Raw genomic sequence first — 23,953 nt, 5'->3', positions numbered from 1 at the left:
TTTTCTTGCAGGTGTACTATTTTGTGTACATGCGAACACAATGGAGGCACACAATATGAATTCCACTATGACAATCAGGCTTGAAGACAGTCTCAAAGATCGTTTGGAAAAGCTTTCTGAGGCCATGCAAAGGTCAAAATCCTTTCTCGCAGCGGAGGCAATCAAAGATTTTGTGGAACTCAATGAGTGGCAGGTGGATGAGATAAAGCTTGCTGTTAAGGAAGCAAATTCAGAAGAATTCGCTAGCGATCAAGAGGTTCAGGGGCTTTTTGATCGCTGGGGGCTAGAGAATGGAGATTAAGTGGCTTAGAAAAGCACTAGAAAGTCTGAATAATGAATTAGATTACATTTCACATGATGATCCAGCAGCGGCACAAAAAATTTTGGAGAGAATACACAAGGCCGTTTTAAGTCTTGCTGATAATCCTTCAGCGGGTCGAGCTGGAAGGGTTTCTGGGACAAGAGAGTTGGTTGTGCCAAACACAAGGTATGTTGTTCCTTATCGTGTTAGGCTCGACCTCGAGAGAGTAGAGATACTGAGGGTTTTCCATTGTTCACGCAGGCCACCCAAAAATTGGTAAAAATAGGTAAGAAGTAATTAGTGTCGCCAAATTATCCTCCACAGCCACACTTTTCTTAAACCCCACCTTAAGAATCTACCGGTTTTTCTGCCTGAAAGAAATGTCTCCCCGAAAGAGCGCCACTATCCCCCTGTGACAGCGTCTCTGATTTTGTCCGAAATCAGGGTTTTCTCACTTTGTTTATATCAGGCCTTATTACTGGCAGTTTGTTTGGTATGGACAGGCAGCTGCTGTTGCGATCAGCACTCTGGTATTTACCGGTGATCGTCGGCGGTGTTCTGGGTGCCATTACTCTGGTGGGGCTGGCAGGTATGCTCATTGGTACTGGCTTTGTTGAAGCTGTCTTCTATGTTGGACTGCCCATCATGGGTGGCGGTATGGGTGCTGGAGCTGTCCCGCTGGCAGAGATCTTTGCCAATATTCTGAACTCCGACGCTACGACGGTTTTGTCAAAAATGGTCCCGGCGGTTGTACTGGGTAATCTGGTCGCCATTATTGCAGCGGGGTTGCTGGAAAGGCTGGGTAAGATCAAGCCCGGTCTGACAGGCAATGGCAAACTGATGAAAAGTCAGAAGGCCACTCTCCATGAAGAGCGTCATGAAGATAAAGTCGAGCCTGTTCCCGATCTGGCGAAGATAGGGATCGGACTTTTTGTTGCGAGCGGTTTCTACGTTTTGGGTTATTTGCTCAGTCTGTTCATTTCTCTGCATCCTTACGCCTTAATGATTTTCTCTGTCGGCCTTGTCAAAGCGCTGGGAGTGTTTCCTTCCAGCGTTGAAGAAGGAGCTGCTCTGTGGGGCGATTTTATGGTGATGTCTCTTACGCCTGCTTTACTTGCCTGTATAGGAATAGGCTTTACGGATCTTCATCAGATTGCACAAGTGATCTCTTTGCAGTATTTCATTCTGGTAGTGACGACTGTCACAGGGGCCATACTGGGTGCAGGACTGGCTGGAAAAATACTGGGTTTTTATCCCATAGAAGCCTCTGTAACGGCGGGGCTGTGTATGGCAAATATGGGGGGAACCGGAGATGTGGCGGTATTATCAGCCAGCCGTCGTATGTATCTCATGCCTTATGCACAGGTCTCTTCAAGAATAGGAGGGGCCTTTATTTTGCTATCGGCAAATGCACTGGTGTGGTTGATGTAGATCAGATCAGGTTTGAAAAGCCCACGTTGGTCTCATATAGTGGATCAGTGAGAGAACTACCTATCCAGTGACCCTGGGTGAGCACAGAATAACGATTGAACGGTTTATCGCCGGTCATTGCAGGAGAAGAAGAAATGACCAAAAAGGTCCTATTTGACAGGCTCGATACAGCCTCCGGGCATAAAGTTGGTGTTATCACTCTGAATGCTGAGGGCAATCTTAACTCTCTCGACAAAGCGATGTTAGACAGCCTTTATGAACAATTCAGTGAATGGCAGGAAGACAACAAAATCGTCTGTATTTTTCTTCAGGGGGCTGGGGAAAAAGCGTTTTGTGCGGGTGGAGATGTCCGTTCTCTCAGGCAAAGTGTTCTTGATGGGGATACCAGTGCCCCGGGGCAGTTTTTTGAAAAAGAATACCGTCTTGACTACCTGATTCATACCTACCGAAAACCCGTGATCTGCTGGGGTAACGGAGTCATTATGGGGGGCGGTTTTGGCCTCATGGCCGGGGCAGACTTTCGTGTAGTGACCGACACTTCTGTTATGGCCATGCCTGAAATTACGATAGGACTTTATCCGGATGTCGGTGGTTCATGGATCTTGAATCGCCTGCCCGCAAAAATTGGTCTGTTTATGGCTTTGACCGGGTGTCGTTTAAATCCTGCGGATGCTATGTACCTGGGTCTGGCTAACCGATTTATTGATCATGCCTTTAGAAAAAATGTGCTGGAATCACTTCAGGAGGCTGACTGGTCCGGAGACCATTATCAGGTGACCTCTGATGTTGTTCAATTTTATGCAGATAACAGTGCTGGCTGGTTGCCTTACTCCAAGATCAGGGAACACCGTGATTTAATAGCCCGAATGATGGACAAGTCAAACTTTTCGGCGATCATTGCTGATCTGAAAGCCCTGGAAACAGAAGACAGCTGGCTTGAGCAGGCACGTAATATAGCTCTGACGGGTTCGGCTCTGTCGGCTGTGGTTGCCTACGAGCAATTTAAAAAGAGTCGGCATGTCTCTTTGAAGGAAGTCTTTCAGAGTGAACTCTTGCTCTCCATCAACTGTGTGCTGAAAGGCGATTTTCAGGAAGGGGTCAGAGCGCTTCTGGTGGATAAGGATAATCAGCCACAATGGGCTTATCCAGTGATTGAAGAGGTTCCTCAGGAAAAAGTAGTCGAAATGTTTACCCCCCCCTGGGGAGAGTCAGCCAATCCATTGTCTAATCTCTGATGAATGTCGGTAGCAGGTTCCCATGTGGAGCGTGGGAGCCAGTTGAAATTGATTATTGCGATAAAATGTGATCCAGATTCATCGGAATGCGTAGGATGAGTGACGCATCTAATTGAGGCTTCTATGAAAATACTGGTTGCTGGTGGCAGTGGTGGAATTGGTCGGGCCTTTGTCGAAGAGATCGTGCATGAAATGCCAGAAGCGCAAGTACATGCCACTTTTTTCAGAAGCTCTCCGGATTCCAAAAACTCTCCAGAAAATAATAATTCCGTAAACTCCGTTCAATGGCACAGGTCAGACCTTACCGATGCCGATTCCGTTGAACAGCTTGCCGATAGCGTTGGGCCAATTGACTGGATTATCAATGCTTCGGGAATGCTGCATACTCCCACTCAGATGCCTGAAAAATCGATTACTCAGATAGATTCAGATTTTTTTCACAAAACAATGGCAGTGAATGTTCTGTCGACACTTTTTTTGGCCCGTTACTTCCTGAAAAATTTTAAGGGCAGTGAATGCCCCCGGTTTGTTGCACTGTCTGCAAGGGTGGGTAGTATTGAAGATAACAGGGTGGGGGGTTGGTACAGCTACAGGGCATCGAAATCGGCTCTTAATATGGTGTTGAAAACACTCAGCCATGAGTGGCGAAGAAAAAAGCCCGATGGTTGTATTGTGGCCATTCATCCCGGAACGGTAGATACTCAGCTTACCGAGCCATTTAAAAAAAATGTTCCACCGGAAAAGCTCTTCTCTTCGCAGCACTCAGCCCAGAGGATGTTGGAGGTGATTCTTCGTTTAACTTCTGAGCAGACTGGTCAGTTTCTGGCATACGACGGCTCCCTGATTCCCTGGTAGTTAATTAGTATTGATTTTCCCGGATAGTCAGAGGCATTGATAGTCAGAGGCATTGTTGGTCAGAGGCATTGTTGGTCAGGTTACTTCATAAGAGAAGAGAGTGGCTGTTTCCAAAGCCTGCTTTGAAAAGAGAATACCAAAGCAGGCCCTGAATGCCAGCGTCAGCTAAGCATCGACAGGACAACTTCTGCAACAGCTTCTGAAGAAGCTGGATTTTGCCCAGTTACCAGTAAACCATCGGTAATACAGTAGGGTGACCAGTCATCTCCCTGGCTGTATTGGCCTCCCTTGTTTTTGAGCTCATCTTCCAGAAGAAAGGGAACCACATCGGTTAAACCTACAGCGGCCTCTTCGCTGTTGCTGAAACCGGTGACTCTCTTGCCACTGATCAGTGGTGTATTGTCTCCTTTCTTTGCATTCAGCAAAACGGCTGGTGCATGACATACGGCAGAGACAGGCTTCCCCTGTTTCGCGAATGCTTCTATCAGGGCTATAGAGTTTTTGTCATGGGCCAGATCCCATAAAGGGCCATGGCCACCCGGATAAAAGATGGCATCGTATTCGTCAGCAGACACCTCAGACAGCTTTAAGGTATTTGACAGTTTGTTTTTCAGGGCACCGTCCGAATCAAACCTTTTTGTGGCTGCAGTCTGAGAGTCCGGCTGGGCACTTTTAGGGTCAATGGGCGGCTGGCCACCCTTCGGGGATGCGAGGGTTACCTCGGCATTGTGATCCGCAAACACATAGTAGGGCGCTGCAAACTCCTCGATCCAGAAACCCGTTTTCTCACCTGTATCTCCCAGCTTGTCATGGGATGTCAGGACGAATAACACCTTCATAAGTTCATCTCCATATGGTCAGGCGGCATGCCTGAGAATTTTGGTGGCAACTTCAGGAGTAATATTCTGCTTTTCTCCCAGTGCAGTCATTTTGTGCCGTTTCAGCTGATCAACAAGGTCAGCGATGGCGCTTTCCTCAATGCCATAATCGGACAAACGCGTTTTAATACCCATCTGTTCAAAGAATTCGCGGGTTTTGCTGATGGCTGAATCCATCTTCTCCTGGTCGTTGCCTTCCTTAATGCCCCAGATCCTGTCAGCATACTGAAGCAGCTTGGACGCTTTCTCTTCTCTCATGACATGCATCACTGAGGGGAGCACGATGGCCAGTGTCTGGGCATGGTCGAGGCCAAACAGGGCAGTGATCTCGTGGCCAATCATATGAGTAGACCAGTCATGGGGCACACCCACGCCAATCAGACCATTCAAGGCCTGATTTGCAGCCCACATGATGGTGGCTCTGGATTCATATTCCTGGGGTTGTTTGAGTACAACCGGGCCTTGCTCAATCAGGGTTAACAGCAAACCTTCGGCATAGCGATCCTGAACAGGGGCATTTTCGCGGGTCGTCAGATACTGCTCCATTACGTGGACAAAGGCGTCTACGACACCGTTAGCGGTCTGGCCTTGCGGAAGGCTATAAGTGGTTTCCGGATCCAGCACAGTAAATTGTGGAAAGACTTCGGGGCTGCTAAAAGCCAACTTGTCATTGGTGGCTCTGCGGGTAATAACTGACCCTGAGTTACTTTCCGAGCCTGTTGCCGGAAGGGTAAGAACGTTGCCAGCAGGTATGGCCTGATGAATCCTGGCGTGCTCACTGAGAATGGTCCAGGGATCTCCTTCAAATGGAATGGCTGCGGCAATAAACTTTGTGCCATCAATGACCGAGCCACCACCTACGGCCAACAAGAAATCAATGTTTTCCTGTTTTGCCAGAGCAACCGCTTCCATCAGTGTTTCAAAGGAAGGGTTAGGCTCAATACCGCCAAACTCGGTAATGGACGTATGCTCTTTCAGGGCTTCCCTGACTTGATCAAGAGTGCCGTTCTTTTTAATGCTACCACCGCCATAGGTGATCAGAATTCTGGCATTACGAGGGACTTCATCAGCAATACGGGCGATCATGCCTTTGCCAAAGTGAATGCGTGTTGGGTTGTGAAATGAAAAGTTTTTCATGATTAAACCTAATACTGATTAGCTGAGTTTAACGAGCATTTTGCCGGTATTAATGCCAGAGAAAAGCCCGAGAAAAGCTTCAGGGGCCTGCTCGATACCTTCAAAAACCGTTTCTTTCCAGGAGATCTTGCCTTCCTGTATCCAGTGGCCCATCTGTTGGACAAACTCGGGGTAATGCTCCCAATGTTCGAACACAATAAAGCCCTGCATTTTCAGTTTTTTTACAATTATCTGAGCCAGATTGGCTGGTCCGGGAACAGGAGCAGTTGAGTTGTATTGATCGATCATGCCGCATACAGCTATACGTCCATGATCGTTCATTAGATTGAGGGCGGCTTCAAGGTGCTGGCCGCCGACATTGTCAAAATAGACATCAATGCCTTCAGGGCAGGCTTCGGCAATGGCATTCGCCAGGTCAGGTACGGTCTTGTAATTGACCACTGCATCGACTTTCAATTCTTCCTGCAGGTAACGGGCTTTATCATCGGAGCCAACACTGCCGACAACATAACAACCCTTGAGCTTTGCAATCTGGCAGACGGTCGACCCTACTGCTCCGGATGCAGCAGAAACAAAAACACGGTCACCTTTTTTCAGTTCTGCAATTTGTGTTAATCCCACCCAGGCTGTCATGCCAGGCATACCCATTATTCCCAGGAAGGCCTGATCGTCAATTTCTGTCTGGGGTAGCAATTGAAGGTCTTTATCATCAGAAATGAAATACTCGCGCCAGCCTTTCATGCTGGACACTTTGCTACCTGTCGGCAGGGATGGATTTCGTGACTCTATGACTTCGCCGATGGCTGCACCTTCGAGGGTGGCATCCAATGCAAAGGGTGGCACATAGCTTTTGCGATCGACCATGCGTCCACGCATGTAGGGGTCAACAGACATCCAAAGGTTTTTAACCAGAACTTCACCCTCTTTCAGCTCTGCAACGGGCTGAGAAACCAGTTTGAAGCAGGTGCTGTCTGGCAAACCTTCGGGGCGTCTGGCAAGATGAATCTCGCAATTTTTCTCTATAAACATGAACGAATGTCCTGAAACAGATAGTTCAGGGAATAATTTATCGTTGTACTCAATATGACTCCAATGCATCATTGTTATATTGATCATGATTGTGAGTAATGAGTTTGCCTGTTGATAATCTCTCGTCTTCCGACTTAAATTTGCTGCCGGTGTTGCAGGTCCTGATGGAAGAGCGAAGTGTGACCCGTGCTGCTGGTCGATTAAATCTGACTCAGCCTGCCATCAGTCGAAGTCTGGCCAGACTTCGGGTACTTTTTGATGACCCTTTGTTCACCCGGACTCCCCAGGGGCTGGCACCGACACCACGGGCCCAGGGTATAGCCCTGGACTTGCAAAAATCATTGCAAGACATCAGCCAGTTAATTGAGCCTCCCCGTTTCATAGCGGCAGAGTCTGAGCACAGCTTTCGAATGGCCTCTTCAGATTATGGGGCTCACGTATTACTGCCTGAAGTCATCAGGAGGCTAAGTCGTGAGGCTCCGGGAATTTCGCTCGAAATTGTGCCCTGGCGTTCGCATTTGCTCCATGAGATGGATCAGCAGAATGTCGATCTGGCTGTCTGCTCTATCACCGACGCGCCGGCAATGATTCATGGGCGAGGAATAGGTCAGGACAAGTTTGCCTGTGTTGTCAGAGATTCACACCCTCTGCTGGAGCAGGGCATGGATATTGAGCGCTATGCCAGCCATTCCCACGCACTGATTACCATGGGGGGGGAGCGTAAGGGTGCTGTTGACTACCTGTTGGAAGAGCGGGGATTGTCCAGGCGAATTGCCCTGAGGGTGCCGCACTTTATTGCCGCACTGGCTCTGGTAGCCAATACCGATTATATATTGACAGCACCTTATGGGTTGGTGAGAAGCTGTGCCAGTCACTATGGATTGGCGATACTGCCTTTTCCCATGGAGCAAAAGCCTTTTACCTACTCAATCATCTGGCATGAGAGGTATATGAAAGAACCGGCTCATATCTGGTTCAGGCAGCTTGTTTATGAAGAGCTGACTCAAAAGATCAGTCGGCTTCAGCTTGAGTGCACGGTTTGAGCAGCTACGGTTGATAACGCAAATTTGAGAAGAAAAAATTCATTTCTTTGTTAATTTTCTGTCAATATAGGAAGCACACATAACAAACAGGGAGTGTTTGACATGAAGGCTAAAGGATTAGCACTGTTGCTGATTTTATTTCCATTGCATTTGATGGCTGAACAGGTGGTAGATAATAAACGCTGTTCATCAGGTCTGGCCATCTATATCGCAGGTGATTATGCCAAAGCGTTTGAGGTACTCAAAGTAGAAGCCGACAATGGGCTGGACTGTGCTCAGCATTGGGTGGCCAGAATGTACCAGATGGGTCATGGTATTCCCATGAACAAAGAGCTTTCTGAAACCTATTATAAATTGGCCGCCGGTCAGGGATTTGAACAGTCCATTTTGCAGCTTGAGTTGTTGAAGAACAATTGAGACGTGTTGCTGAAGAGTGTCTGGCGCAGCATAAGCATTTTCTCTGCAACAGTGATAGCACGGAGTTATTGAAATGAAAAAAGCCTCTGACCACTTTTTATGCTGGTCAGGGGCTTTTTTTAATGGCGGAGGGTCAGGGGGCGAGTCTGTCCAGCTATCTCAATAGCTTAGGGCAATAGTTGTAGAGTAATATCCTCCCCGTGACACACTGTCATCATGATACGTCGAATACCAGTCTTTAATAAGATGGTCGGGGTCGGTACGTATCCATAAAAAAGGTAATTCGCTATCTGCGTGCTTGTACCACCTTATGAGTGCCTTATGTCCATGGACATCACTGACAGTGAAATCGAACCAGGACTGATGCCATGCGCAGTGAACAATCGACGAGGAATAGTATATATGTGTCACTGCTCCCGGCGGAACCCGGGTTCTAAGTCCATTGAAACCAATATCATCCATAGGATTATCATCCATACACTTACCGTCATCCGTGTGGATGGCCCAGTAGCTGTTATCTGTATTGCTTTTAAAATATAAAACAGCGGTTTTTGCCTGTGCAGCCGAACAAATTACCAGTGCGACAATCAATACAGCACAGCGTACATATTCTTTCTGTATCATGGTATTGACTCCAAAGAACAGGTTCATTGGGAAAATTTAGCATAGGGTGATACAGAAATATGAAGCCATTTTTGGGGGACCAGCGTTTTCTGACAGGTACGAAAATAAAAGGAAGATAAATTAAATATCTTCAAATTTAGGGTCTATTGTTATGTCTCAATTAATAAAGCCTGCAGGCAAATCCAATTATGAAAACAGCAAGATTTCTCACTATGACTCACCTGTTTCTCTTGTTCGTAGTGTCTGTCATTTTGCCGTTTGTTGCTCACAGTGCTGAATTTACCAACCTATTGAGCTGGACTGGCTGGTTGAGTTCCTCCAAAGCCATTAAAAAAAAGAGTGAGGCATCGGAAGGGATTAGCAAACTGTCATTTATAGGTGGCAGTCCGCCTCTCCATCTTAATTATGATCGCAAGGCGTTTGACGAGAACATCAAAACAATTTCTGAACTGGAGAACAATCAGCTTTATATCATCCTCAATGGCCAACCAGGCGACTTGTTTAATTTTTGTTTCAGGACGCCACCTGCATTTTCAACGGGAAACTTGCCTTACCCCCCGGTAATTGCAGAGGCTCTGAAGGGCCAGGCTATGCCGGATATACAAAACGGGGGAGTGAGGCTGGTTCCATTGGCGCCAGACAGTGATCGCTGGCAACATGAGTACTCGGCCAGTTGGCGCTTGCCGACAGGTAATAAGTCGCTGGTTCTGGCCATTGAAAACAATGACAATGGATGGGTTTTAGAGCCGGAATGTAGCGGTATAGTTTCAGAAAGCACTGGTTTACCGTCGCCTTCGAGAAGCAATATGTATGGCAGTATTACTTACGGAAACAAAAAAGCATCATTTGTCGAAATTTTTTTCCGAAGCAAACAAACTGTTAAAAATGGCCCTGATTATCTTGATGACAAAACGCGTTTAGATGGCCCTTTTTTAATACCCGGAGCCGCTGATAATGCTGATAACAGCCAGCCATTCGCAAGCTCTTCTGGTGGTAGCGGTTTTGGCGGTGGTGATGATTTAGACGATTTATTCAAGAAAAGGCCGGGAAACGGGTTGGCTCCACTTTACTCTTTTGAATGGGTGAGTGAACTGGTCAGCAGAATGGTGCTGGTGCCTGTCCCTGATACTGACGGTCAGACTGTTAAAAAACAGGTCTGGGATAACCGGATTGTGCTTAAAATCAGGCAGGGTTGGAATGAGCAGGCGATCATAATTTCGCAGGAACTGTGGAACAGGATAAGGGCGGCAAATCTTGAACGGAGTTCAGAACTTTTTCTGGCATTGTCCGGAAATCCCGCTAATCCGGAAGCTGCATTTGATCATTACCTGGGCAGCAACCCGGCACAATCGCTGCAACCAGAAGACTACAGTCGCTATGCAAAGCAAGAGTTCATCCTAAGTCCTAAACAATTACGAAGTGTATCTGTTTTTCCGGGCCATTGCCCCTCAGTGATCGGTTGCTCCGGAGAAACCGCTCAGGTTGAGAAGGCAATGGCTGACCTTAGTGTGAAACCACCGACCAATGCCCAATCTCAAAGAGGTTATGGTCGGCAAAATCAAGGCAGCCGCAGTGGAAGAAGGAGTGGAGGAGATGATGGGTCAGGAGGGTCACCCAACACCGGGTTATGCCAACATTGTAATAAACCTGCTGTAGCCTCCAATAAGTGTCTCAAATGCCTGAATCGTGAATCTCAACTCGATGAGCAGGAAGTGACTAAAGGATCGCCTCCTGTAATGAGAGGAGAAAAGAAAATACCGGAGCTTGTGGCAAAAGGTGTTGATAATTCAGCAGCGGCACATCCCTGGTATCAGTCATCAGAAACAAGCAAACTGAGCTCTGTAACTACGGACTCCGACGCTCACAGGAAAGATCTACAAAATGCCAGGCATCATTCTGACGGAAAGGGTTCGCAAGGAGACTGGGTGTTGGTCGCTGATTCACGGGCACGGAAAGGCAAAAAGAAAAAGCGCTCAGGTTTCGCGGGCAAGTCTGTTGCCGGGTATCCACCCTGTGCTGCCCGTCATCGTAATAACCCAAGTCCGGGTGCAGCTCAGGGGCAGCAGGCTTTGGTTGACATAGGACTTAAGTTCCGATATGGCAAGAACTCAACCCGGGCCGGCTTGCAGCTGACTGATTCTGGCAGAGGTGATACTTCCACTGGTTTTCAGTTAACTCCTGCAAAAGAAGGGGCAAAAGTAAAACTGAAATCTCTGCTGGAGAGACCCCGGTATGATACTCCGCTGATAGATATTGGTGCCAATCTGGTCGGGAATAGTAGGTTTCAAAACTTGCACGCAGTTGTTGCTGATGCTGCCCGTTCGGGGGTCGGCACTATAATTTTAACCGGTGCATCTATCCCGATATCCAGACAGACCCAAAATGAGGTCATGAAATGGGGGAAATCCTCCCCTGTGCCAGGCAAAGCAACCGATCAGGCAACAGCTATTGCCGATTCCTCTGATTCCTCTCGATGTTCTTTATACTACACCGTGGGTTGTCATCCTCACGATGCCAAAGACTTTTTAAAAGAGGGTGGCATCCCGGCGATGAGAAAAATGCTCAAGAAGGATCGCAATCGCTGCGTCGCAGTGGGTGAGTGCGGGCTTGATTACGATCGAAATTACTCGCCTGAGAAAGATCAAAAAGAAGCTTTTCGGCAGCAGCTGGCACTGGCTGTAGAAATGAAAAAACCGTTGTTTTTGCATGAGCGTGACGCTCATGACGATTTCAAGGAAATTCTGGTGGATTATATTGAGCAACTGCCCGCGAAAAAAATGGCCTGCGTTCACTGTTTCACCGGCAATAGCGAGGCTCTGCAAGATTACATCGATCTGGGGTGCTCTATTGGAATTACAGGATGGATTGCTGGTGGCTGCAACAGAGATCTGGTGGAAGCATTGCGTACTGTTGGATGGGATGTTCTGCGGGATCGTCTGATGATTGAGACTGATGCACCATTTTTATGCCCCTTCCAGGTGATGCCCCGAAAAGATAATCCTGTGAAGGGTAGTAAAAAAAGAGTTGATAATGTTCCTGCTAATCTGCCCTATGTGGTCCATGCACTGAGTGTAGTACTGGGTGTAGATGCTGAAGAGATTGCTGCTGCAACCACCCGTAATGCCAGGGAGATATTCACTCTATTTGATGATGATTGAAAAATTCCGAAGATCTGGAGTCTTAAATAAAGCGTTCAGATAAGGATGTCTGAAGCAATAAGGTTTCAAACAAATGAAACTCGCAAACAGACCAGCATGATTCCAGACGTTTTCGTGATAGATGGCGGTGGGTCAGAGATTCGAACTCTGGGTAGGCTATTAACCTACGCCGGTTTTCAAGACCGGTGCTTTCAACCACTCAGCCAACCCACCGTATCAGGTGAAAATTCACAGTAAAAGCAAGCTGTCACCCAAGTAACTGCCTACAGATATCTGATTTCAAAGGAAATTTAAATATGGCGGAGGGACAGGGATTCGAACCCTGGGTGGGCTATTAACCCACGCCGGTTTTCAAGACCGGTGCTTTCAACCGCTCAGCCATCCCTCCGCAGCAACGGGAATGAATATTACCTGAAAACGATCAACTGTCAAACCCTTGAAAACCAAAGGATATCTCCTGAATGGAAAAATATTTATGGCAAAGCATCGGAAAAAGTAACGATTGTTACGATTTTGTAACGCCATCAGGGTACTGTGGGCATCATGTAAAACGAAGTTTTGGATATAGCCGACATGTTCAGCTCTGGTATACTCCTTATATATCTCCCAACGTGAGGAATAAAAAGATGGAACGAAAATCTACCGTTATAGCGTCAAGGCCGACACAGGTTGGCAGCGGCATTGAGATCAACAGTGTTTTGCGCAACACCTACCTGTTGCTGGGTATGACACTGCTGTTCAGTGCATTTACTGCTGGTGTGGCCATGGCGCTGGAAATCAGCCGTATCACTGCCCTGGTGCTCAGCCTGGTAGGTTTTGGTCTGATTTTCGTTGTCAATAAAACCGCTGACTCAGGCAAAGGTCTGGTGGCTGTTTTTGCTTTCACCGGTGTTCTGGGCGCAGCCCTTGGCCCAATGCTGAACTTCTACCTGGCTCTGCCTAATGGTCCTTCTTTAGTGATGCAGGCTCTGGGTGGAACAGCCGTCGTATTCTTTGCCCTGTCAGCCTATGTGCTGGTTACCCGTAAAGACTTCTCATTTATGGGTGGTTTCCTTATGGTTGGCCTGATTGTGGCCGTAATCGCCAGTATCGCTCTGATCTTCTTCCAGATCCCGGCGGCATCTATGGCACTGTCTGCTGCCATTGTATTGCTGATGTCCGGTTTTATCCTGTTTGATACCAGCCGTATCATCCACGGCGGCGAAACTAACTATATCCGCGCTACCGTCTCTTTGTATCTGAATATCTACAATCTGTTTACGGCTCTGCTTTCTCTGCTGGGCATGTCTGACGACTAAGTATTCGATGGCCCATATAAATACCCCGGTATCCCCGGGGTATTTTTTTGTCGAAGGGAGTCTTTGAATGAAATACGCACTGGCTGTATACGGTGCCTCCGGCACCGGGCAGTCTTCACTGACAGCGCTTTCTTTTGCCAGGGCCCTGCTGGCTTGTGGCCATGAGATTATTCGGGTCTTTTTTTATCAGGAGGGTGTGCACAATGCTTCCAGCCTGGTTTCTCCACCACAGGATGAGGTGAATCTGCCAGAGCAATGGCAAAAGCTGATAACAGAGCAGGGTATTGATGCCGTTGTCTGCGTCGCAGCGGCTTTGCGCAGAGGTGTAGTGAATACTGAAGAAGCCGAAAGGTACGAACTGTCGGGAAGCAATCTCAGAGATGAGTACGATCTCTCGGGACTGGGTCAGTTAATTGAAGCGACGATTGTGGCCGATCGTCTGGTTACTTTTGGAGACTAAGCATGAGTCAATCCATTTGTATTATATCGACTCAGGCCCCTTACCGTGGTCAATTTGCCAAAGAAGCCCTGGACGCTGTGCTGGTTTCTGCATCCTATGAGATCCCAACCCGTCTGCTGCTGATGGGGGATGGTGTTTATCAGATCCTGGATGGGCAGTCTCCCGGACAGCTGCAAAGGAAAAAACTTTCAGCCCTTTTTCAATCCCTGGAGCTCTATGGCATTGAAACAGTTTATGTGGATGGAGAATCGCTGACAGAGCGTCACCTTGATCCAGAGCAGTTATTACCCCTTTACACACTGCTGGAAGGGGACGCGGTGGCCTCTTTCCTGGCACAGCAAGATAAGGTATTGAGTTTCTGATGGCTACTCTGCATACGGTCAATAAAACCGGACAACCCCTGGAGCTCTGCCTGAGAGCCCTTAATGCCGGTGACAGTATTCTGCTTCTGGAAGAGGGCGTTTACGCTTTGTACGAAGCCAGTGATGTGTTATCAGATCTTCTCAGGCATGTAACCGTCTATGTGCTGGAGGCGGATTTACTGGCCCGGGGAATCACAAACAGAGACGATCTGGATATTGGTATAGTGGACCATCAGGGATTTGTTGAGCTGACGGAGGCCAACGACAAGGTGGTGAGCTGGTTTTAGAATATGTCGGATTTGAAGCTTGATAAAGACGGTTATCTGGTCAACCTCAGTGACTGGAATCCAGAGGTAGCGGGTCAGTTAGCTGCTGAAGAGCAAGTTATTCTGACCGATGAGCACTGGGAAATCCTTAATCTGCTCAGAAAGTATTATCAGCAATTTGAACACGCTCCCAGTCAAAGACCTTTTGTGAAATACGTTGCCAACCAGCTGGGAAAAGAGAAGGGGAACAGTCTCTATCTGATGAAGCTGTTTCCCGGCAGTCCCGCCAAACTGGCTGCCAGAATTGCAGGTCTGCCGAGACCTACAAACTGTTTCTAGAACAGCCCGGCCTGTGTATCCCCACCACAAAACCGGGCTGTCCGGTCGACAGCCCTCCGGTAGCTTCAATTTGATTTAGCCGCCTGGCTGGAAGTTTATGAGGCACTGACATCCATGCGATAGACATGCCAGCAAAACAGCCCCAGGTTATGTATTGCGACCTCAGATTTGATGTTTTCGTAGGATTTAATCCCCATGTCCTGTGACATGGGTTCAAGAGCCGAATGGAAGATATAATCCGGCGAGTATTGCCAGGGTGCTAAGGATATTTCCCGATCAAGCCTTTCTGTATTTATGGAGGTAAATAACAGATAAATATCCTGCCGCGAAGGAAGTGTTGCCAGCAACTGGTTTAACCGGTAGATATCACCGTTTTCTGCGTTCATTTCTGCGGCTATTGCCTGGCGACGGGGTTCTGTCTCACGCTCCTCCAGCGTAATGCTTTGAGCGAGCGCGTGGTAATGTTTGGTGTACACCAGTTCCGGGGGAATATATTGCTGGGGTGAGGATGCGTGCGGGTCTTCGGTGATCAGGACAAAACAACCAGGATTGTTTTTTATGAGTGTGGTGAGATAAAAATCAGTTTTCCCCTGTGCAATCTCTTTACAAAGTTGTACTTCTTCCGAAGGCAAGCCGGTATAAGGGTGTATAGCGGTAAACAAAGTGGTCGCAGGATTAGCGCCAGCAATTTCCTGAGCCGGGATTATGTTGATGGGCAGCGGGTCGTCACAGTAAGTTCCATCCTGCATAGCATAAGCATTTCCGATATCTACAGGAATTACTTTGATCTGGGGGTTCAGCTCTTTGAGATAGTTTTGCATTAACAGGGATATTTTTCCAAAACCACAGCCAACATCAACAATGTATTTGATTTCGCTGTTTTTGCTTAAAAAATCAGCCAGAAAGCTGAAGTTATAGAGTTCCAAATGACTCCTGTTTGCCTCCAGGGCCTGATTAACAAATGATTGCGAAGTATCCAGTGTCATCAGTTTCTGGTTGCCGATCTGGACAGTTTTCGGTTCAGACGTACCGGGTACATTGGCATAGCTCGCACAGCAATAACGCCGGGGATTATTATCCATATGCTCACATTCCCAGTAAGTTTCAGGTGACGACGCAGAATGAGGGTTCAAGCCAGTAATGGTTCGGCTTGAAAGACTGGCGGCCTGTTGTTCCTGAATTCCATCGCCGTCGGTTTGCAATTGTGGGGCGATGTTATGTTTTTGCCTGACATGATCAGGTTTGTCAGGGGGAGTTTCTCTGGTAAATTCCTGTTGTGTCGTCGGAGCCTGTATATTGGCAGTGTCCATACTTCTAATCATGACATTTCTCCTTGTCGATGAGTCATCAATAAGATCAAACATTTTATTCAGCTTGAGCCGGTTTTAGTCTGTGCTTACATATTTAGACCAAAGTACTAGTTATTAGTTCAATCCATAAACCGGGCGTTGTTGACGGCTGTTCCCAGGCCAGAGAGGGTGTCTGGCTGCTTCAATTTGAAGAATAGGGCTCTTTCGCAGTTTCGCTGGTCACTTCTGAGGCACTGATGTCCTGACGATAAACATGCCAGCAACGCAGCTCCAGTCCATAATTTTCCAGGACAGATTTGATATGAGCGCGAGACCTGATTGCCTTATTGTCTAACCTTTTTCCCCAGAGATAAGCATTAAAAATGTAATCCGGCGTGAATAGCCTGGGTTTTAAGTCCATTTGCCGTTGTAATCTCTCTGTAATTGCAGAAGTCATAGCGAGATAATGACTCCGTTGCTCAGGAAGTTTTGCCAGAAACTGGTTTAACCGGTCAATATCACCATTTTCTGCATTCATCTCTGCAGCTTTTGCCTCTTGAAGGGATTTTGTCTCAATATCTTCCGACGAAACGCAATTCAGTAATGCATGGTAATGCTTGGTGTATACCAGTTCCGGGGGAATATAAAGCTGGGGTGAGGATGCATAGGGATCTTCGGTGGCCAGGACGAAACAACCGGGATTGTTTTTTATGAGTGTGGTGATGTAATACTCGGTTTCCCCCCTTACGATCTCCCCGGAGAGTTTTTCTTCTTCTGAAGGCGTGCCGGTAAAAGGATGTAAAACGGTAAACAAAGTGGTTGCCGGTGTAGCGCCAGCAATTTCCTGGGCCGGGATTATGTTGATAGGCAGTGGCTTGTTGAAGAAAACTGCATAGGAACGACTGTAAAAATTTGCGATATCCACAGGAATCACTTTAATCTGACGTTCCAGCTCATTGAGATAGTTTTGCATTAACAGAGATATTTTTGCGTTACCGCAGCCAATATCAACGATGTATTTGATTCCGCTGTTTTTGTCCAAAAAATCAACCAGGAAGCTGAAGTTAAAGAGTTCCAAATACTCCCTGTCTGCCTCCTGGGTTGAATTAACAAATGATTGCGAAGTATCCAGTGTTATCAGCTTCTGGTTGCCGATCTGGGCAGTTTTCGGTTCAGCCGTACCCGATACATTGGCATGTCTCGCACAGCAATTGCGCCGGGGATTATTATCCATAAGGGTACAAGCATAGGAGCGAGTTTCAGGGTACGGCGCAGAATGAGGGTTTAAACCAGTAATGGTACGGCTTGAAAGACTGGCGGCCTGTTGTTCCTGAATTCCATCGACGTCGGTTTTTAATTGAGGCTCGATGTTATGTTTTTGCCTGACATGATCAGTTTTGTCAGGGGGAGTTTCTCTTGTAATTCCCTGTTCTGTTGTCGGAGCCTGGAAATTGGCAGTGTCCATACTTCTAATCATGACTATACTCCTTGTCGATGAGCATGTAATAAGACTACAAACGCTTACTCAGAATGAACTGGTTTAAAGGTTGTCCTTACTTTTCAGACCAGAATATCAATATAGAGTTCCATTCATAAACCGGGCTGTCTATTAGTTTCAATTTAAAAAATCAGGGCTCTTTAGTGCCTTGCTCGGTAACTTCTGAGGTAGTAATATCCTGACGATAAACATGCCAGCAACGCATCTCTAAATTCTTTACTGCTAAGTCATATTTAATTCTAAGAAATGGTTTTACAGGCTCGAAAAGTCTCATCTGATCAAGATACGAATTGAAGATTTTCTCTGGCGAAAGTTGCTCAGGTTCTCCGGGTAAGTCCTTTTGCAACCTTATCCTGATTAGAGGGATCGAGTACAAATAAATATCCCGATTTCTAGTAGGAAATTTTGCCAGCAACTGGTTTAAACGGTAAATATCACCGTTTTCTGCATTTATCTCCGCAGCCTTTGCTTGACGATCAGACAATGTCTCATAATTGTGCGGCGAAAAGGCATTTGCGAATGCATGGTAATGTCTGGTGTACACCATTTCCGGGGGAATATAACGCTGGGGTGAAGATGCGTACGGATCTTCGGTGGTCAGTACAAAACAGCCGGGATTGTTTTTCAGGAGTGTGGTTAGGTAATAATCGGTTTTTCCCTGTGCAATTTCCCTGGTCAGTTGCTCTGCTTCCCGGTCCTCTTCGGTAAAAGGGCGTATGGCGGTAAACAAAGTGGTTGCTGGTGTAGCGCCAGCAATTTCCTGAGCCGGGATAATGTTGATGGGCAGTGGCTTGTTGTGGTTATATACATTGTCATAAGCATTGGCAATATCAACAGGAATCACTTTAATCTGAACTCCCTCTTCTTTGAGATAATTTTGCATTAACAGGGATTTTTTTCCGTCACCACAGCCAATATCAACAATGTATTTGATTTCGTTGTTTTTGTTCAAAAAATCAACCAGGTACCTGAAGTTATGGTGTTCCAAATCTTTCCTGTCTCCTTCCAGATCCGGATCAATAAATGACTGTGATGTATCCAGCGTTATCAGTTTCTGGTTGCCAATCTGGACAGTTTCCGGTCTAAACGTACGCGGTACATTGGCATAGGTCGCATAGTAGTTGCCCCAGGGGTTATTATCCATATGGGCTTCACGTCGACGCCTGGAACTACCTGGGTAGGGTTTGCGAGGAGTGTTCAGTTCTAAGGGACGTTCATCTTGTCCAACGTGTTCACTGGCCTCAGGGGCACTTTGGCTGTGCGAGGCTGTCTCAGAAGTCTTGCGTTTTTGTGATTCGCTGGGATCAAAACATTGCTTTAATACTTGTGAACTGTGTTTGTTTGCCAGTTTTTGCCTTGTCTGAGTTTTGCTGGTTACTTTTGCGTCTGCCTCGCGCGCATTGGGTAATGGGCTTTTTATATCTGCATTCAAATCAGTAACGGTTCGGCTTGAAAGATCAAGGCTCTGTTGTTGAATTTCGTTGCCGTCGGTTTTCAGATGAGGGGGGATGTCATGTTTTTGTACAACATCATCAGGTTTATCAGGGCGAGTTTCTTTAGTATTGCCCGGTAATGTCGTCGGAACGACAGAGTTTTCTATACCTCTAATCATGACTGTTCTCCTTGTCGATGAGCATGCAAAAAGTTTAAAAACGTTTATTCATTAATAGTCAGTGCTTATAGATTTAGACCAAGGTACAAGTTATTAGTTGAATCCATAAACCGAACTTTGTTCTGGGGGGCTGTATCCACAGGCTTTTGAGGTATTTATATCCTGACGAAAGACGTGCCAGCAACGCAGCTCCAATGCCTTTCTTTTTACGTCATATTGGATATCATCATAAGGCCCGACACCTTCGGTAAAGGACCTTTTATCAAGATATAACCTGAAGATCTCATCTGGCCAAAATCGATCGGGCTTTTTGACTATTTCCGGCTGTAATTGATCTTTCAATGCAGAAATCTCAGCTTGATAGCTGTTCCGCATTTCAGGAAGTTTGGCCAGCAACTGGTTTAACCGGTGAATATCACTGCTTTGCGCATTCATTTCTGCAGCTTTTGCCTGACGAATGGCTTTCTCTGTCTCACAAGCCGCTGGAACAAGGAAGTTCGGGTATGCATAGTAATGCTTGCTATACACCAGTTCCGGGGGAATATAATGCTGTGGTGAGGATACATAAGGATCTTCGGTGATCAGGACAAAACAGCCGGGATTATTTTTTATCAGTGTGGTGAGATAAAAGTCAGCGATCCCCTCTCTAATTTCCTTATTCAGTCTTCTTGCTCCTGAGCCTGAGCCGGTATAAGGGTGTGTGGCAGTAAACAAAGTGGTTGCGGGTGAAGCATTGGCAATTTCCTGGGCCGGGATCAGGTTGATGGGCAGTGCCCTGGCATCGTCAGCTTCATTGGCATAATCATTACGGACGTCCACAGGAATTACTTTGATCCGCAATCCCTTTTCATTGAGATAGTTTTGCATTAACAAGGATATTGTTCCGCGGTGACAGCCAATATCAACAATGTATTCAATTTGGTTGTTTTGGTGTAAAAAATTAACCAGAAAGCCGAAGTTATACAATCCCAAAAAGCGCCTTTCTGCCGCCAGATCCGAATCAACAAATGGTTGCGAAGTATCCAGCGTGATCAGTTGCTGATTACCAATCCGGACTGTTTCCGGTGTAACTGTTTCCGGTAGATTGGCATAGGTAGCCGAGTAGTTCCCCCGGGGATTATTATCCATATAGACTGATGTACATCTGGAAGTACCGGGATATGGCCTGGAAGGAGTCTTCAAATAAGCAACGTCACGGCAGCAAAGACTGAAGACTTGTTGCTCGTGGATTTCGTCACCATCGGTTTTCAGAAAAGGGGTGATCTCTTGTTTTTGCGTGCAATGAACAGGTTTGTCAGGGGGAGTTTTTTCAGTACTGACCTGTTCTGTCGTCTTGACGTTTAAATGAGAAGTCTCCATATCTCTAATCACGATGGTTCTCCATGTCGATTAATAAGCAATAAGATCAAAAATCCTTATTCAGTTTGAACTGATAAAAGTTTTGCGTTTTCTCTTCAGACCAAAATATTAATACTGAGTTCCATTCATAAAACGGACTGTCTGGTAGTTTGTCTGGTAGTTTCCATTTGAAAAATACGGCTCTTTAGCAGCCTGGCTGGAAACCTCTGAGGCATTGATATCCTGACGATAGACATGCCAGCAACGCATCTCCAATCCATTTTTTACCAGGTCATATTTAATATCACGGTATAACCTGAAACCCTTGGTAGATGCCATCTTGTCAAGATACAACTTGAAGATCTTGTCTGGCCTGGCTCGCTCAGGTTTTCCGGGCAATTCCACTTGTAATTTTTCTTTAATTGCAGGGATTGAGGTCAGGTAATGGGCCCGCTCTTCAGGAAGTTTTGCCAGCAATTGGTTTAACCGGTGAATATCACCTTTTTCTGCATTCATTCTCATGGCTTTTGCCTCTTGGTTGGGGTTTGTTTCATAATCATCCAGCTTCATGTCATTCGCGAATGCCTGATAATGTTTGGTGTAAACCAGCTCAGGAGGAATATAACGCTGGGGCGAGGAGAGGTAGGGATCTTCGGTTGCCAGGACAAAACAGCCGGGATTGTTTTTTATCAGCGTGGTGAGGTAATAGTCAGTCATCCCTTGTGCAATCTCCCTGCTCAGTCGTCTTGCTACTGAGCCTGTGTCGGTATAAGGGTGAATAGCGGTGAACAAAGTGGTTGCCGGTGCAGCGCCAGCAATTTCCTGGGCCGGTATCAGGTTGATGGGCAGTGTCGTGGCGACGTCAGATTTACCGGCATAAGCATTGCTGACATCCACAGGAATCACTTTGATCGGTAATGTCTTTTCGTTGAGATAGTTTTGCATTGACAGGGATGCTTCTGCATTACCACAGCCAATATCGACAATGTATTCGATGGTGTTGTTTTGGCGTAAAAAATCAGCCAGAAAACTGAAGTTATAAAGTTCCGAATCAATTCTGTCTTCCGCCAGGGTTGGATCAACAAATGCTTGCGACCTATCCAGGGTAATCAGCCGCTGGTTGCCAATCTGGACAGTTTCCGGCTTAACCGTAACGGGTACATTGGCATAGGTTGCAGAGAAATTGCTGCGGGGACTGTTATCCATAAAGGCAGACTCGTACCTTGGATGGCCAGGGTATGGTCTGGAGGGAGGGATCTGCTGTGTGGCACCTCTGCCTTGTCCAATAGGTCCACTGGCCTCAGGGATGCTATAGCAATACGAGGCTGTCGCTAAAGTGGGTCGCTTCGCTGATACAGCGTTAAAAAGTGGCTCAAAATACCCATCTGCTTCTTGTAAACGACGATTTTTAGCTGCTTTTTGCTTTGTCACAGCGTTGCTTGCTACTTTTTCGACAGTCTCTTGCAGAGAGGAGGGTGATGGACTGATTTCAGGGTTGTTTGAGTCCGAATTTAAATCAGTAATCACTCGGCTCGAAAGACTTATGGTTTGTCGTTGTTGAATTCCGTTGCCGTCGGTTTTCGGGGTGATGTTATTTTTTTGCGCAATATCATCAGGTTTGCCAGAGGTTTTTTTTTCTGTACTGCCCTGTTTTGCCGCCTGAATGGGAGAATTGGCTGTGCCCGTACTACGAATCATGACTAGTCTCCACGTCTATGCAACAAGATCAATAACTTTATTCACCTTGAACGGGTTAAAATTTGTAATTGTTTGTTTAGACCAAAATATCACCGCTTAGTTCAACTCAGGCTCTTCAGGGATAACTGTGCCGTTTGGGGCCTTCAATTTAAAAATCGGGCTTTTTTCGCCTACTGGCTTGCCACTTCTGAGGGATTGATAGCCTGACGATAGACATGCCAGCAAAGCATCTCCAATTGATTATTTTCTACTTCACGTTTGATACTTTCAAAAGTTCTGCCAACTTCCGTTAATAAGTCATTATTAATATGCAACTCAAAGATGACATCTGGCCAGAATTCAGAAGGCTTTCTGAGTATTTGCTGCTGTTGACAGCTGGTAATTTTATTGATCGAAGCCAGATAACTATCCCGCTGTTCAGGCAGTTTTGCCAGCAACTGGTTTAACCGGTAAATAGCACCATTTTCTGAATTCATTTCCGCAGCTTTCTCCTGACGAAGGGCCTTTGCCTCATCGGTCTCCGACGGAATCCTGTATACGAATGCCTGGTAATGTTTGGTGTACACGAGTTCCGGGGGAATATAACGCTGTGGAGAGGAGGCACAGCGGTCTTCGGTGGCCAGGACAAAACAGCCGGGATTGTTTTTTATGAGTGTGGTGATGTAATAGTCAGTTTTCCCCTGTGTAATGTCCCTGCTTAGCTTTATTACTTCATAGTCGAGGCCGGTAAAAGGGTGTATGGCGATAAACAAAGTGTTTACCGGTGTAGCGCCAACAATTTCCTGGGCCGCTATTATGTTGATGGGCAGTGACTTGATAGCTTCATCGTCGTGATAATTGTAAACATCTACAGGGATTACTTTGATCTTGAAATTCTTTTCGTTGAGAACGTTCTGCAGTAACAGGGATATTCCTCCGCTACCACAGCCAATATCAACAATGTATTCGATGGTTTTGTTTTTATCCAAAAAATCGAGCAGGTAGCTGAGGTTAAACTCCTCCCAATTGCTCCTGTCTGACTCCAGGTCTGGATCAACAAATGATTGTGAAGTATCCAGGGTCATCAGATTCTGGTTGCCAATCCGGACAGTTTCCGGCTCAACCTCAGCCGTTACATTGGCATGTCTCGCACAGTAATTGTGTCGGGTATTATTATCCATCAAGGCAAATACGCGTCTGTAACCGGAAGTATCAGGGTATGGCGTTAAGGGAGTGTTCTGCTGTGTGGGACGTTTATCTTGTCCAATGTGTTCACTGGTCTCAGGGACGCTCTGGTTGTGCAAGGTCATCTTAAAAGTTTTGCGCTTCTTTGGTACGTTGGGATCAAAACGTTCATTGACTTCTTGTGCACTGCGTTTGTTCGCCACTTTTGGCTCTGTCTCAGTTTTGCTGGCTACTTTTGCATCTGCCTCGCGCGGTTTGGGCAATGGGCTGGTGTCAGAGTTGTTTATACCTGAATTCAAATCAGTAACGGCTCGGCTTGAAAAATCGACAGTCCGTTGTTGAATTTCGTTACCGTCGGTTTTCAGATGAGGGGTAATGTCATGTTTTTGAGCAACATCATCAGGTTTACCAGGACGAGTTTCTTTCGTATTGCCCTGTTTTGCCGTCGGAACGAGAGAGTTGAAAGTGTCCATACCTCTGATCATGACTGTTCTCCTTGTCGATAAGTATGCAAAAGATTA

22 protein-coding genes, 2 tRNA genes and 1 pseudogene are annotated in these 23,953 nt (G+C 46.6%); 13 read left to right on the top strand and 12 right to left on the bottom strand.

What is annotated here, in order from left to right; translation table 11 throughout:
* Positions 1-67 precede the first annotated feature (67 nt).
* The 5 genes and pseudogenes from ACOJUO_RS22255 to ACOJUO_RS22235 all read left to right on the top strand — a co-directional run bounded on the left by ACOJUO_RS22255 (position 68) and on the right by ACOJUO_RS22235 (position 3,822).
* Positions 68-301, top strand: a complete 234-nt coding sequence (locus ACOJUO_RS22255; protein WP_422138197.1) for a CopG family ribbon-helix-helix protein — start codon at positions 68-70, stop codon at positions 299-301.
* Positions 291-581 (top strand): type II toxin-antitoxin system RelE/ParE family toxin, encoded by a 291-nt coding sequence (locus ACOJUO_RS22250; RefSeq protein WP_422138196.1) that lies wholly within the window; start codon positions 291-293, stop codon positions 579-581. The genes ACOJUO_RS22255 and ACOJUO_RS22250 overlap by 11 nt, the downstream gene beginning before the upstream one ends.
* A gap of 143 nt (positions 582-724) precedes the next feature.
* Positions 725-1,732 (top strand): annotated as a pseudogene (locus tag ACOJUO_RS22245) (2-hydroxycarboxylate transporter family protein); the annotation flags it as partial.
* A gap of 134 nt (positions 1,733-1,866) precedes the next feature.
* The gene (locus tag ACOJUO_RS22240) at positions 1,867-2,967 is read left to right on the top strand and encodes an enoyl-CoA hydratase/isomerase family protein (protein WP_422138195.1); all 1,101 of its coding nucleotides are present in this window, start codon (positions 1,867-1,869) and stop codon (positions 2,965-2,967) included.
* A gap of 123 nt (positions 2,968-3,090) precedes the next feature.
* Complete coding sequence (locus ACOJUO_RS22235) at positions 3,091-3,822, top strand: SDR family NAD(P)-dependent oxidoreductase (RefSeq protein WP_422138194.1); 732 nt, start codon at positions 3,091-3,093, stop codon at positions 3,820-3,822.
* A 161-nt stretch (positions 3,823-3,983) separates the two neighbouring features.
* Here the strand turns inward: ACOJUO_RS22235 and ACOJUO_RS22230 are convergent, their stop codons facing one another.
* Genes ACOJUO_RS22230 through ACOJUO_RS22220 form a run of 3 tightly spaced genes read right to left on the bottom strand, consistent with a single transcriptional unit; the run spans position 3,984 to position 6,866 of the window.
* Positions 3,984-4,661: a type 1 glutamine amidotransferase domain-containing protein gene (locus tag ACOJUO_RS22230; RefSeq protein WP_422134088.1), complete on the bottom strand. Its 678-nt coding sequence runs from the start codon at positions 4,659-4,661 to the stop codon at positions 3,984-3,986.
* Positions 4,662-4,679: 18 nt separating this feature from the next.
* On the bottom strand, positions 4,680-5,837 hold the full coding sequence (locus tag ACOJUO_RS22225) for an iron-containing alcohol dehydrogenase (protein WP_422134087.1): 1,158 nt from the start codon (positions 5,835-5,837) through the stop codon (positions 4,680-4,682).
* A gap of 18 nt (positions 5,838-5,855) precedes the next feature.
* Positions 5,856-6,866, bottom strand: coding sequence for an NADP-dependent oxidoreductase (locus tag ACOJUO_RS22220; RefSeq protein ID WP_422138193.1), 1,011 nt, complete (start codon positions 6,864-6,866; stop codon positions 5,856-5,858).
* A 98-nt stretch (positions 6,867-6,964) separates the two neighbouring features.
* On the opposite strand from ACOJUO_RS22220, the gene ACOJUO_RS22215 reads away from it, so the two are divergent.
* Together ACOJUO_RS22215 and ACOJUO_RS22210 are read left to right on the top strand one after the other, a co-directional pair.
* Positions 6,965-7,909 carry a LysR family transcriptional regulator gene (locus ACOJUO_RS22215; protein ID WP_422138192.1) on the top strand — a complete coding sequence of 315 codons (945 nt, stop codon included), beginning with the start codon at positions 6,965-6,967 and terminating at the stop codon, positions 7,907-7,909.
* A 102-nt stretch (positions 7,910-8,011) separates the two neighbouring features.
* Positions 8,012-8,326 (top strand): hypothetical protein, encoded by a 315-nt coding sequence (locus tag ACOJUO_RS22210; protein WP_422138191.1) that lies wholly within the window; start codon positions 8,012-8,014, stop codon positions 8,324-8,326.
* Positions 8,327-8,485: 159 nt separating this feature from the next.
* On the opposite strand, the gene ACOJUO_RS22205 is transcribed toward ACOJUO_RS22210, so the two are convergent.
* Complete coding sequence (locus ACOJUO_RS22205) at positions 8,486-8,950, bottom strand: hypothetical protein (RefSeq protein ID WP_422134083.1); 465 nt, start codon at positions 8,948-8,950, stop codon at positions 8,486-8,488.
* Between the two features lie 212 nt (positions 8,951-9,162).
* Between ACOJUO_RS22205 and ACOJUO_RS22200 the strand changes: the two genes are divergently transcribed.
* Entirely contained in the window at positions 9,163-12,108 is a 2,946-nt protein-coding gene (locus ACOJUO_RS22200) for a TatD family hydrolase (RefSeq protein ID WP_422138190.1), read from the top strand.
* Positions 12,109-12,230: 122 nt separating this feature from the next.
* Here the strand turns inward: ACOJUO_RS22200 and ACOJUO_RS22195 are convergent.
* Positions 12,231-12,321, bottom strand: a tRNA-Ser gene (locus ACOJUO_RS22195).
* Positions 12,322-12,405: 84 nt separating this feature from the next.
* A tRNA-Ser gene (locus tag ACOJUO_RS22190) sits at positions 12,406-12,496 on the bottom strand.
* 238 nt (positions 12,497-12,734) lie between these two features.
* On the opposite strand from ACOJUO_RS22190, the gene ACOJUO_RS22185 reads away from it, so the two are divergent.
* From ACOJUO_RS22185 to ACOJUO_RS22165, 5 genes are all read left to right on the top strand, one after another.
* Complete coding sequence (locus ACOJUO_RS22185) at positions 12,735-13,406, top strand: Bax inhibitor-1/YccA family protein (RefSeq protein ID WP_317146175.1); 672 nt, start codon at positions 12,735-12,737, stop codon at positions 13,404-13,406.
* 67 nt (positions 13,407-13,473) lie between these two features.
* Positions 13,474-13,866, top strand: a complete 393-nt coding sequence (tusD, locus tag ACOJUO_RS22180) for a sulfurtransferase complex subunit TusD (protein ID WP_422134081.1) — start codon at positions 13,474-13,476, stop codon at positions 13,864-13,866.
* Between the two features lie 2 nt (positions 13,867-13,868).
* Positions 13,869-14,228: a sulfurtransferase complex subunit TusC gene (gene tusC, locus ACOJUO_RS22175; RefSeq protein ID WP_422134080.1), complete on the top strand. Its 360-nt coding sequence runs from the start codon at positions 13,869-13,871 to the stop codon at positions 14,226-14,228.
* Positions 14,228-14,515 carry a sulfurtransferase complex subunit TusB gene (tusB, locus tag ACOJUO_RS22170; protein WP_422138189.1) on the top strand — a complete coding sequence of 96 codons (288 nt, stop codon included), beginning with the start codon at positions 14,228-14,230 and terminating at the stop codon, positions 14,513-14,515. Before tusC ends, tusB begins: the two co-directional genes overlap by 1 nt.
* Positions 14,516-14,518: 3 nt before the next feature.
* A complete protein-coding gene (locus tag ACOJUO_RS22165) occupies positions 14,519-14,833 on the top strand; it encodes a TusE/DsrC/DsvC family sulfur relay protein (protein WP_422138188.1) in 315 nt (104 codons plus the stop codon).
* Positions 14,834-14,928: 95 nt separating this feature from the next.
* Here the strand turns inward: ACOJUO_RS22165 and ACOJUO_RS22160 are convergent, their stop codons facing one another.
* The 6 genes from ACOJUO_RS22160 to ACOJUO_RS22135 form a co-directional block, all read right to left on the bottom strand.
* Entirely contained in the window at positions 14,929-16,155 is a 1,227-nt protein-coding gene (locus ACOJUO_RS22160) for a hypothetical protein (RefSeq protein ID WP_422138187.1), read from the bottom strand.
* Positions 16,156-16,324: 169 nt separating this feature from the next.
* Positions 16,325-17,599, bottom strand: a complete 1,275-nt coding sequence (locus ACOJUO_RS22155; RefSeq protein WP_422134076.1) for a hypothetical protein — start codon at positions 17,597-17,599, stop codon at positions 16,325-16,327.
* 151 nt (positions 17,600-17,750) lie between these two features.
* Positions 17,751-19,232: a hypothetical protein gene (locus tag ACOJUO_RS22150; protein ID WP_422134075.1), complete on the bottom strand. Its 1,482-nt coding sequence runs from the start codon at positions 19,230-19,232 to the stop codon at positions 17,751-17,753.
* Positions 19,233-19,325: 93 nt separating this feature from the next.
* Positions 19,326-20,603 carry a hypothetical protein gene (locus ACOJUO_RS22145; protein WP_422138186.1) on the bottom strand — a complete coding sequence of 426 codons (1,278 nt, stop codon included), beginning with the start codon at positions 20,601-20,603 and terminating at the stop codon, positions 19,326-19,328.
* Between the two features lie 96 nt (positions 20,604-20,699).
* Positions 20,700-22,268, bottom strand: coding sequence for a hypothetical protein (locus ACOJUO_RS22140; RefSeq protein ID WP_422138185.1), 1,569 nt, complete (start codon positions 22,266-22,268; stop codon positions 20,700-20,702).
* A gap of 170 nt (positions 22,269-22,438) precedes the next feature.
* The gene (locus ACOJUO_RS22135) at positions 22,439-23,917 is read right to left on the bottom strand and encodes a hypothetical protein (RefSeq protein ID WP_422134072.1); all 1,479 of its coding nucleotides are present in this window, start codon (positions 23,915-23,917) and stop codon (positions 22,439-22,441) included.
* Positions 23,918-23,953 lie beyond the last annotated feature (36 nt).

Origin of the sequence: Endozoicomonas sp. ALC020, assembly GCF_049275935.1 — a bacterium.
In the GTDB taxonomy this organism is placed as follows: Bacteria; Pseudomonadota; Gammaproteobacteria; order Pseudomonadales; family Endozoicomonadaceae; genus Endozoicomonas_A.
Note: the sequence above shows the minus strand (reverse complement) of the source record. Positions and strands in the feature narration are given on the sequence as shown.

Excerpts from the sequence above, each read along its gene's own strand:
- ACOJUO_RS22255 (WP_422138197.1), top strand. The coding sequence starts at position 68 with ATGACAATCAGGCTTGAAGACAGTCTCAAAGATCGTTTGGAAAAGCTT.
- ACOJUO_RS22250 (WP_422138196.1), top strand. The coding sequence starts at position 291 with ATGGAGATTAAGTGGCTTAGAAAAGCACTAGAAAGTCTGAATAATGAA.
- ACOJUO_RS22240 (WP_422138195.1), top strand. The coding sequence starts at position 1,867 with ATGACCAAAAAGGTCCTATTTGACAGGCTCGATACAGCCTCCGGGCAT.
- ACOJUO_RS22235 (WP_422138194.1), top strand. The coding sequence starts at position 3,091 with ATGAAAATACTGGTTGCTGGTGGCAGTGGTGGAATTGGTCGGGCCTTT.
- ACOJUO_RS22230 (WP_422134088.1), bottom strand. The coding sequence starts at position 4,661 with ATGAAGGTGTTATTCGTCCTGACATCCCATGACAAGCTGGGAGATACA.
- ACOJUO_RS22225 (WP_422134087.1), bottom strand. The coding sequence starts at position 5,837 with ATGAAAAACTTTTCATTTCACAACCCAACACGCATTCACTTTGGCAAA.
- ACOJUO_RS22220 (WP_422138193.1), bottom strand. The coding sequence starts at position 6,866 with ATGTTTATAGAGAAAAATTGCGAGATTCATCTTGCCAGACGCCCCGAA.
- ACOJUO_RS22215 (WP_422138192.1), top strand. The coding sequence starts at position 6,965 with ATGAGTTTGCCTGTTGATAATCTCTCGTCTTCCGACTTAAATTTGCTG.
- ACOJUO_RS22210 (WP_422138191.1), top strand. The coding sequence starts at position 8,012 with ATGAAGGCTAAAGGATTAGCACTGTTGCTGATTTTATTTCCATTGCAT.
- ACOJUO_RS22205 (WP_422134083.1), bottom strand. The coding sequence starts at position 8,950 with ATGATACAGAAAGAATATGTACGCTGTGCTGTATTGATTGTCGCACTG.
- ACOJUO_RS22200 (WP_422138190.1), top strand. The coding sequence starts at position 9,163 with ATGACTCACCTGTTTCTCTTGTTCGTAGTGTCTGTCATTTTGCCGTTT.
- ACOJUO_RS22185 (WP_317146175.1), top strand. The coding sequence starts at position 12,735 with ATGGAACGAAAATCTACCGTTATAGCGTCAAGGCCGACACAGGTTGGC.
- tusD (WP_422134081.1), top strand. The coding sequence starts at position 13,474 with ATGAAATACGCACTGGCTGTATACGGTGCCTCCGGCACCGGGCAGTCT.
- tusC (WP_422134080.1), top strand. The coding sequence starts at position 13,869 with ATGAGTCAATCCATTTGTATTATATCGACTCAGGCCCCTTACCGTGGT.
- tusB (WP_422138189.1), top strand. The coding sequence starts at position 14,228 with ATGGCTACTCTGCATACGGTCAATAAAACCGGACAACCCCTGGAGCTC.
- ACOJUO_RS22165 (WP_422138188.1), top strand. The coding sequence starts at position 14,519 with ATGTCGGATTTGAAGCTTGATAAAGACGGTTATCTGGTCAACCTCAGT.
- ACOJUO_RS22160 (WP_422138187.1), bottom strand. The coding sequence starts at position 16,155 with ATGATTAGAAGTATGGACACTGCCAATATACAGGCTCCGACGACACAA.
- ACOJUO_RS22155 (WP_422134076.1), bottom strand. The coding sequence starts at position 17,599 with ATGATTAGAAGTATGGACACTGCCAATTTCCAGGCTCCGACAACAGAA.
- ACOJUO_RS22150 (WP_422134075.1), bottom strand. The coding sequence starts at position 19,232 with ATGATTAGAGGTATAGAAAACTCTGTCGTTCCGACGACATTACCGGGC.
- ACOJUO_RS22140 (WP_422138185.1), bottom strand. The coding sequence starts at position 22,268 with ATGATTCGTAGTACGGGCACAGCCAATTCTCCCATTCAGGCGGCAAAA.
- ACOJUO_RS22135 (WP_422134072.1), bottom strand. The coding sequence starts at position 23,917 with ATGATCAGAGGTATGGACACTTTCAACTCTCTCGTTCCGACGGCAAAA.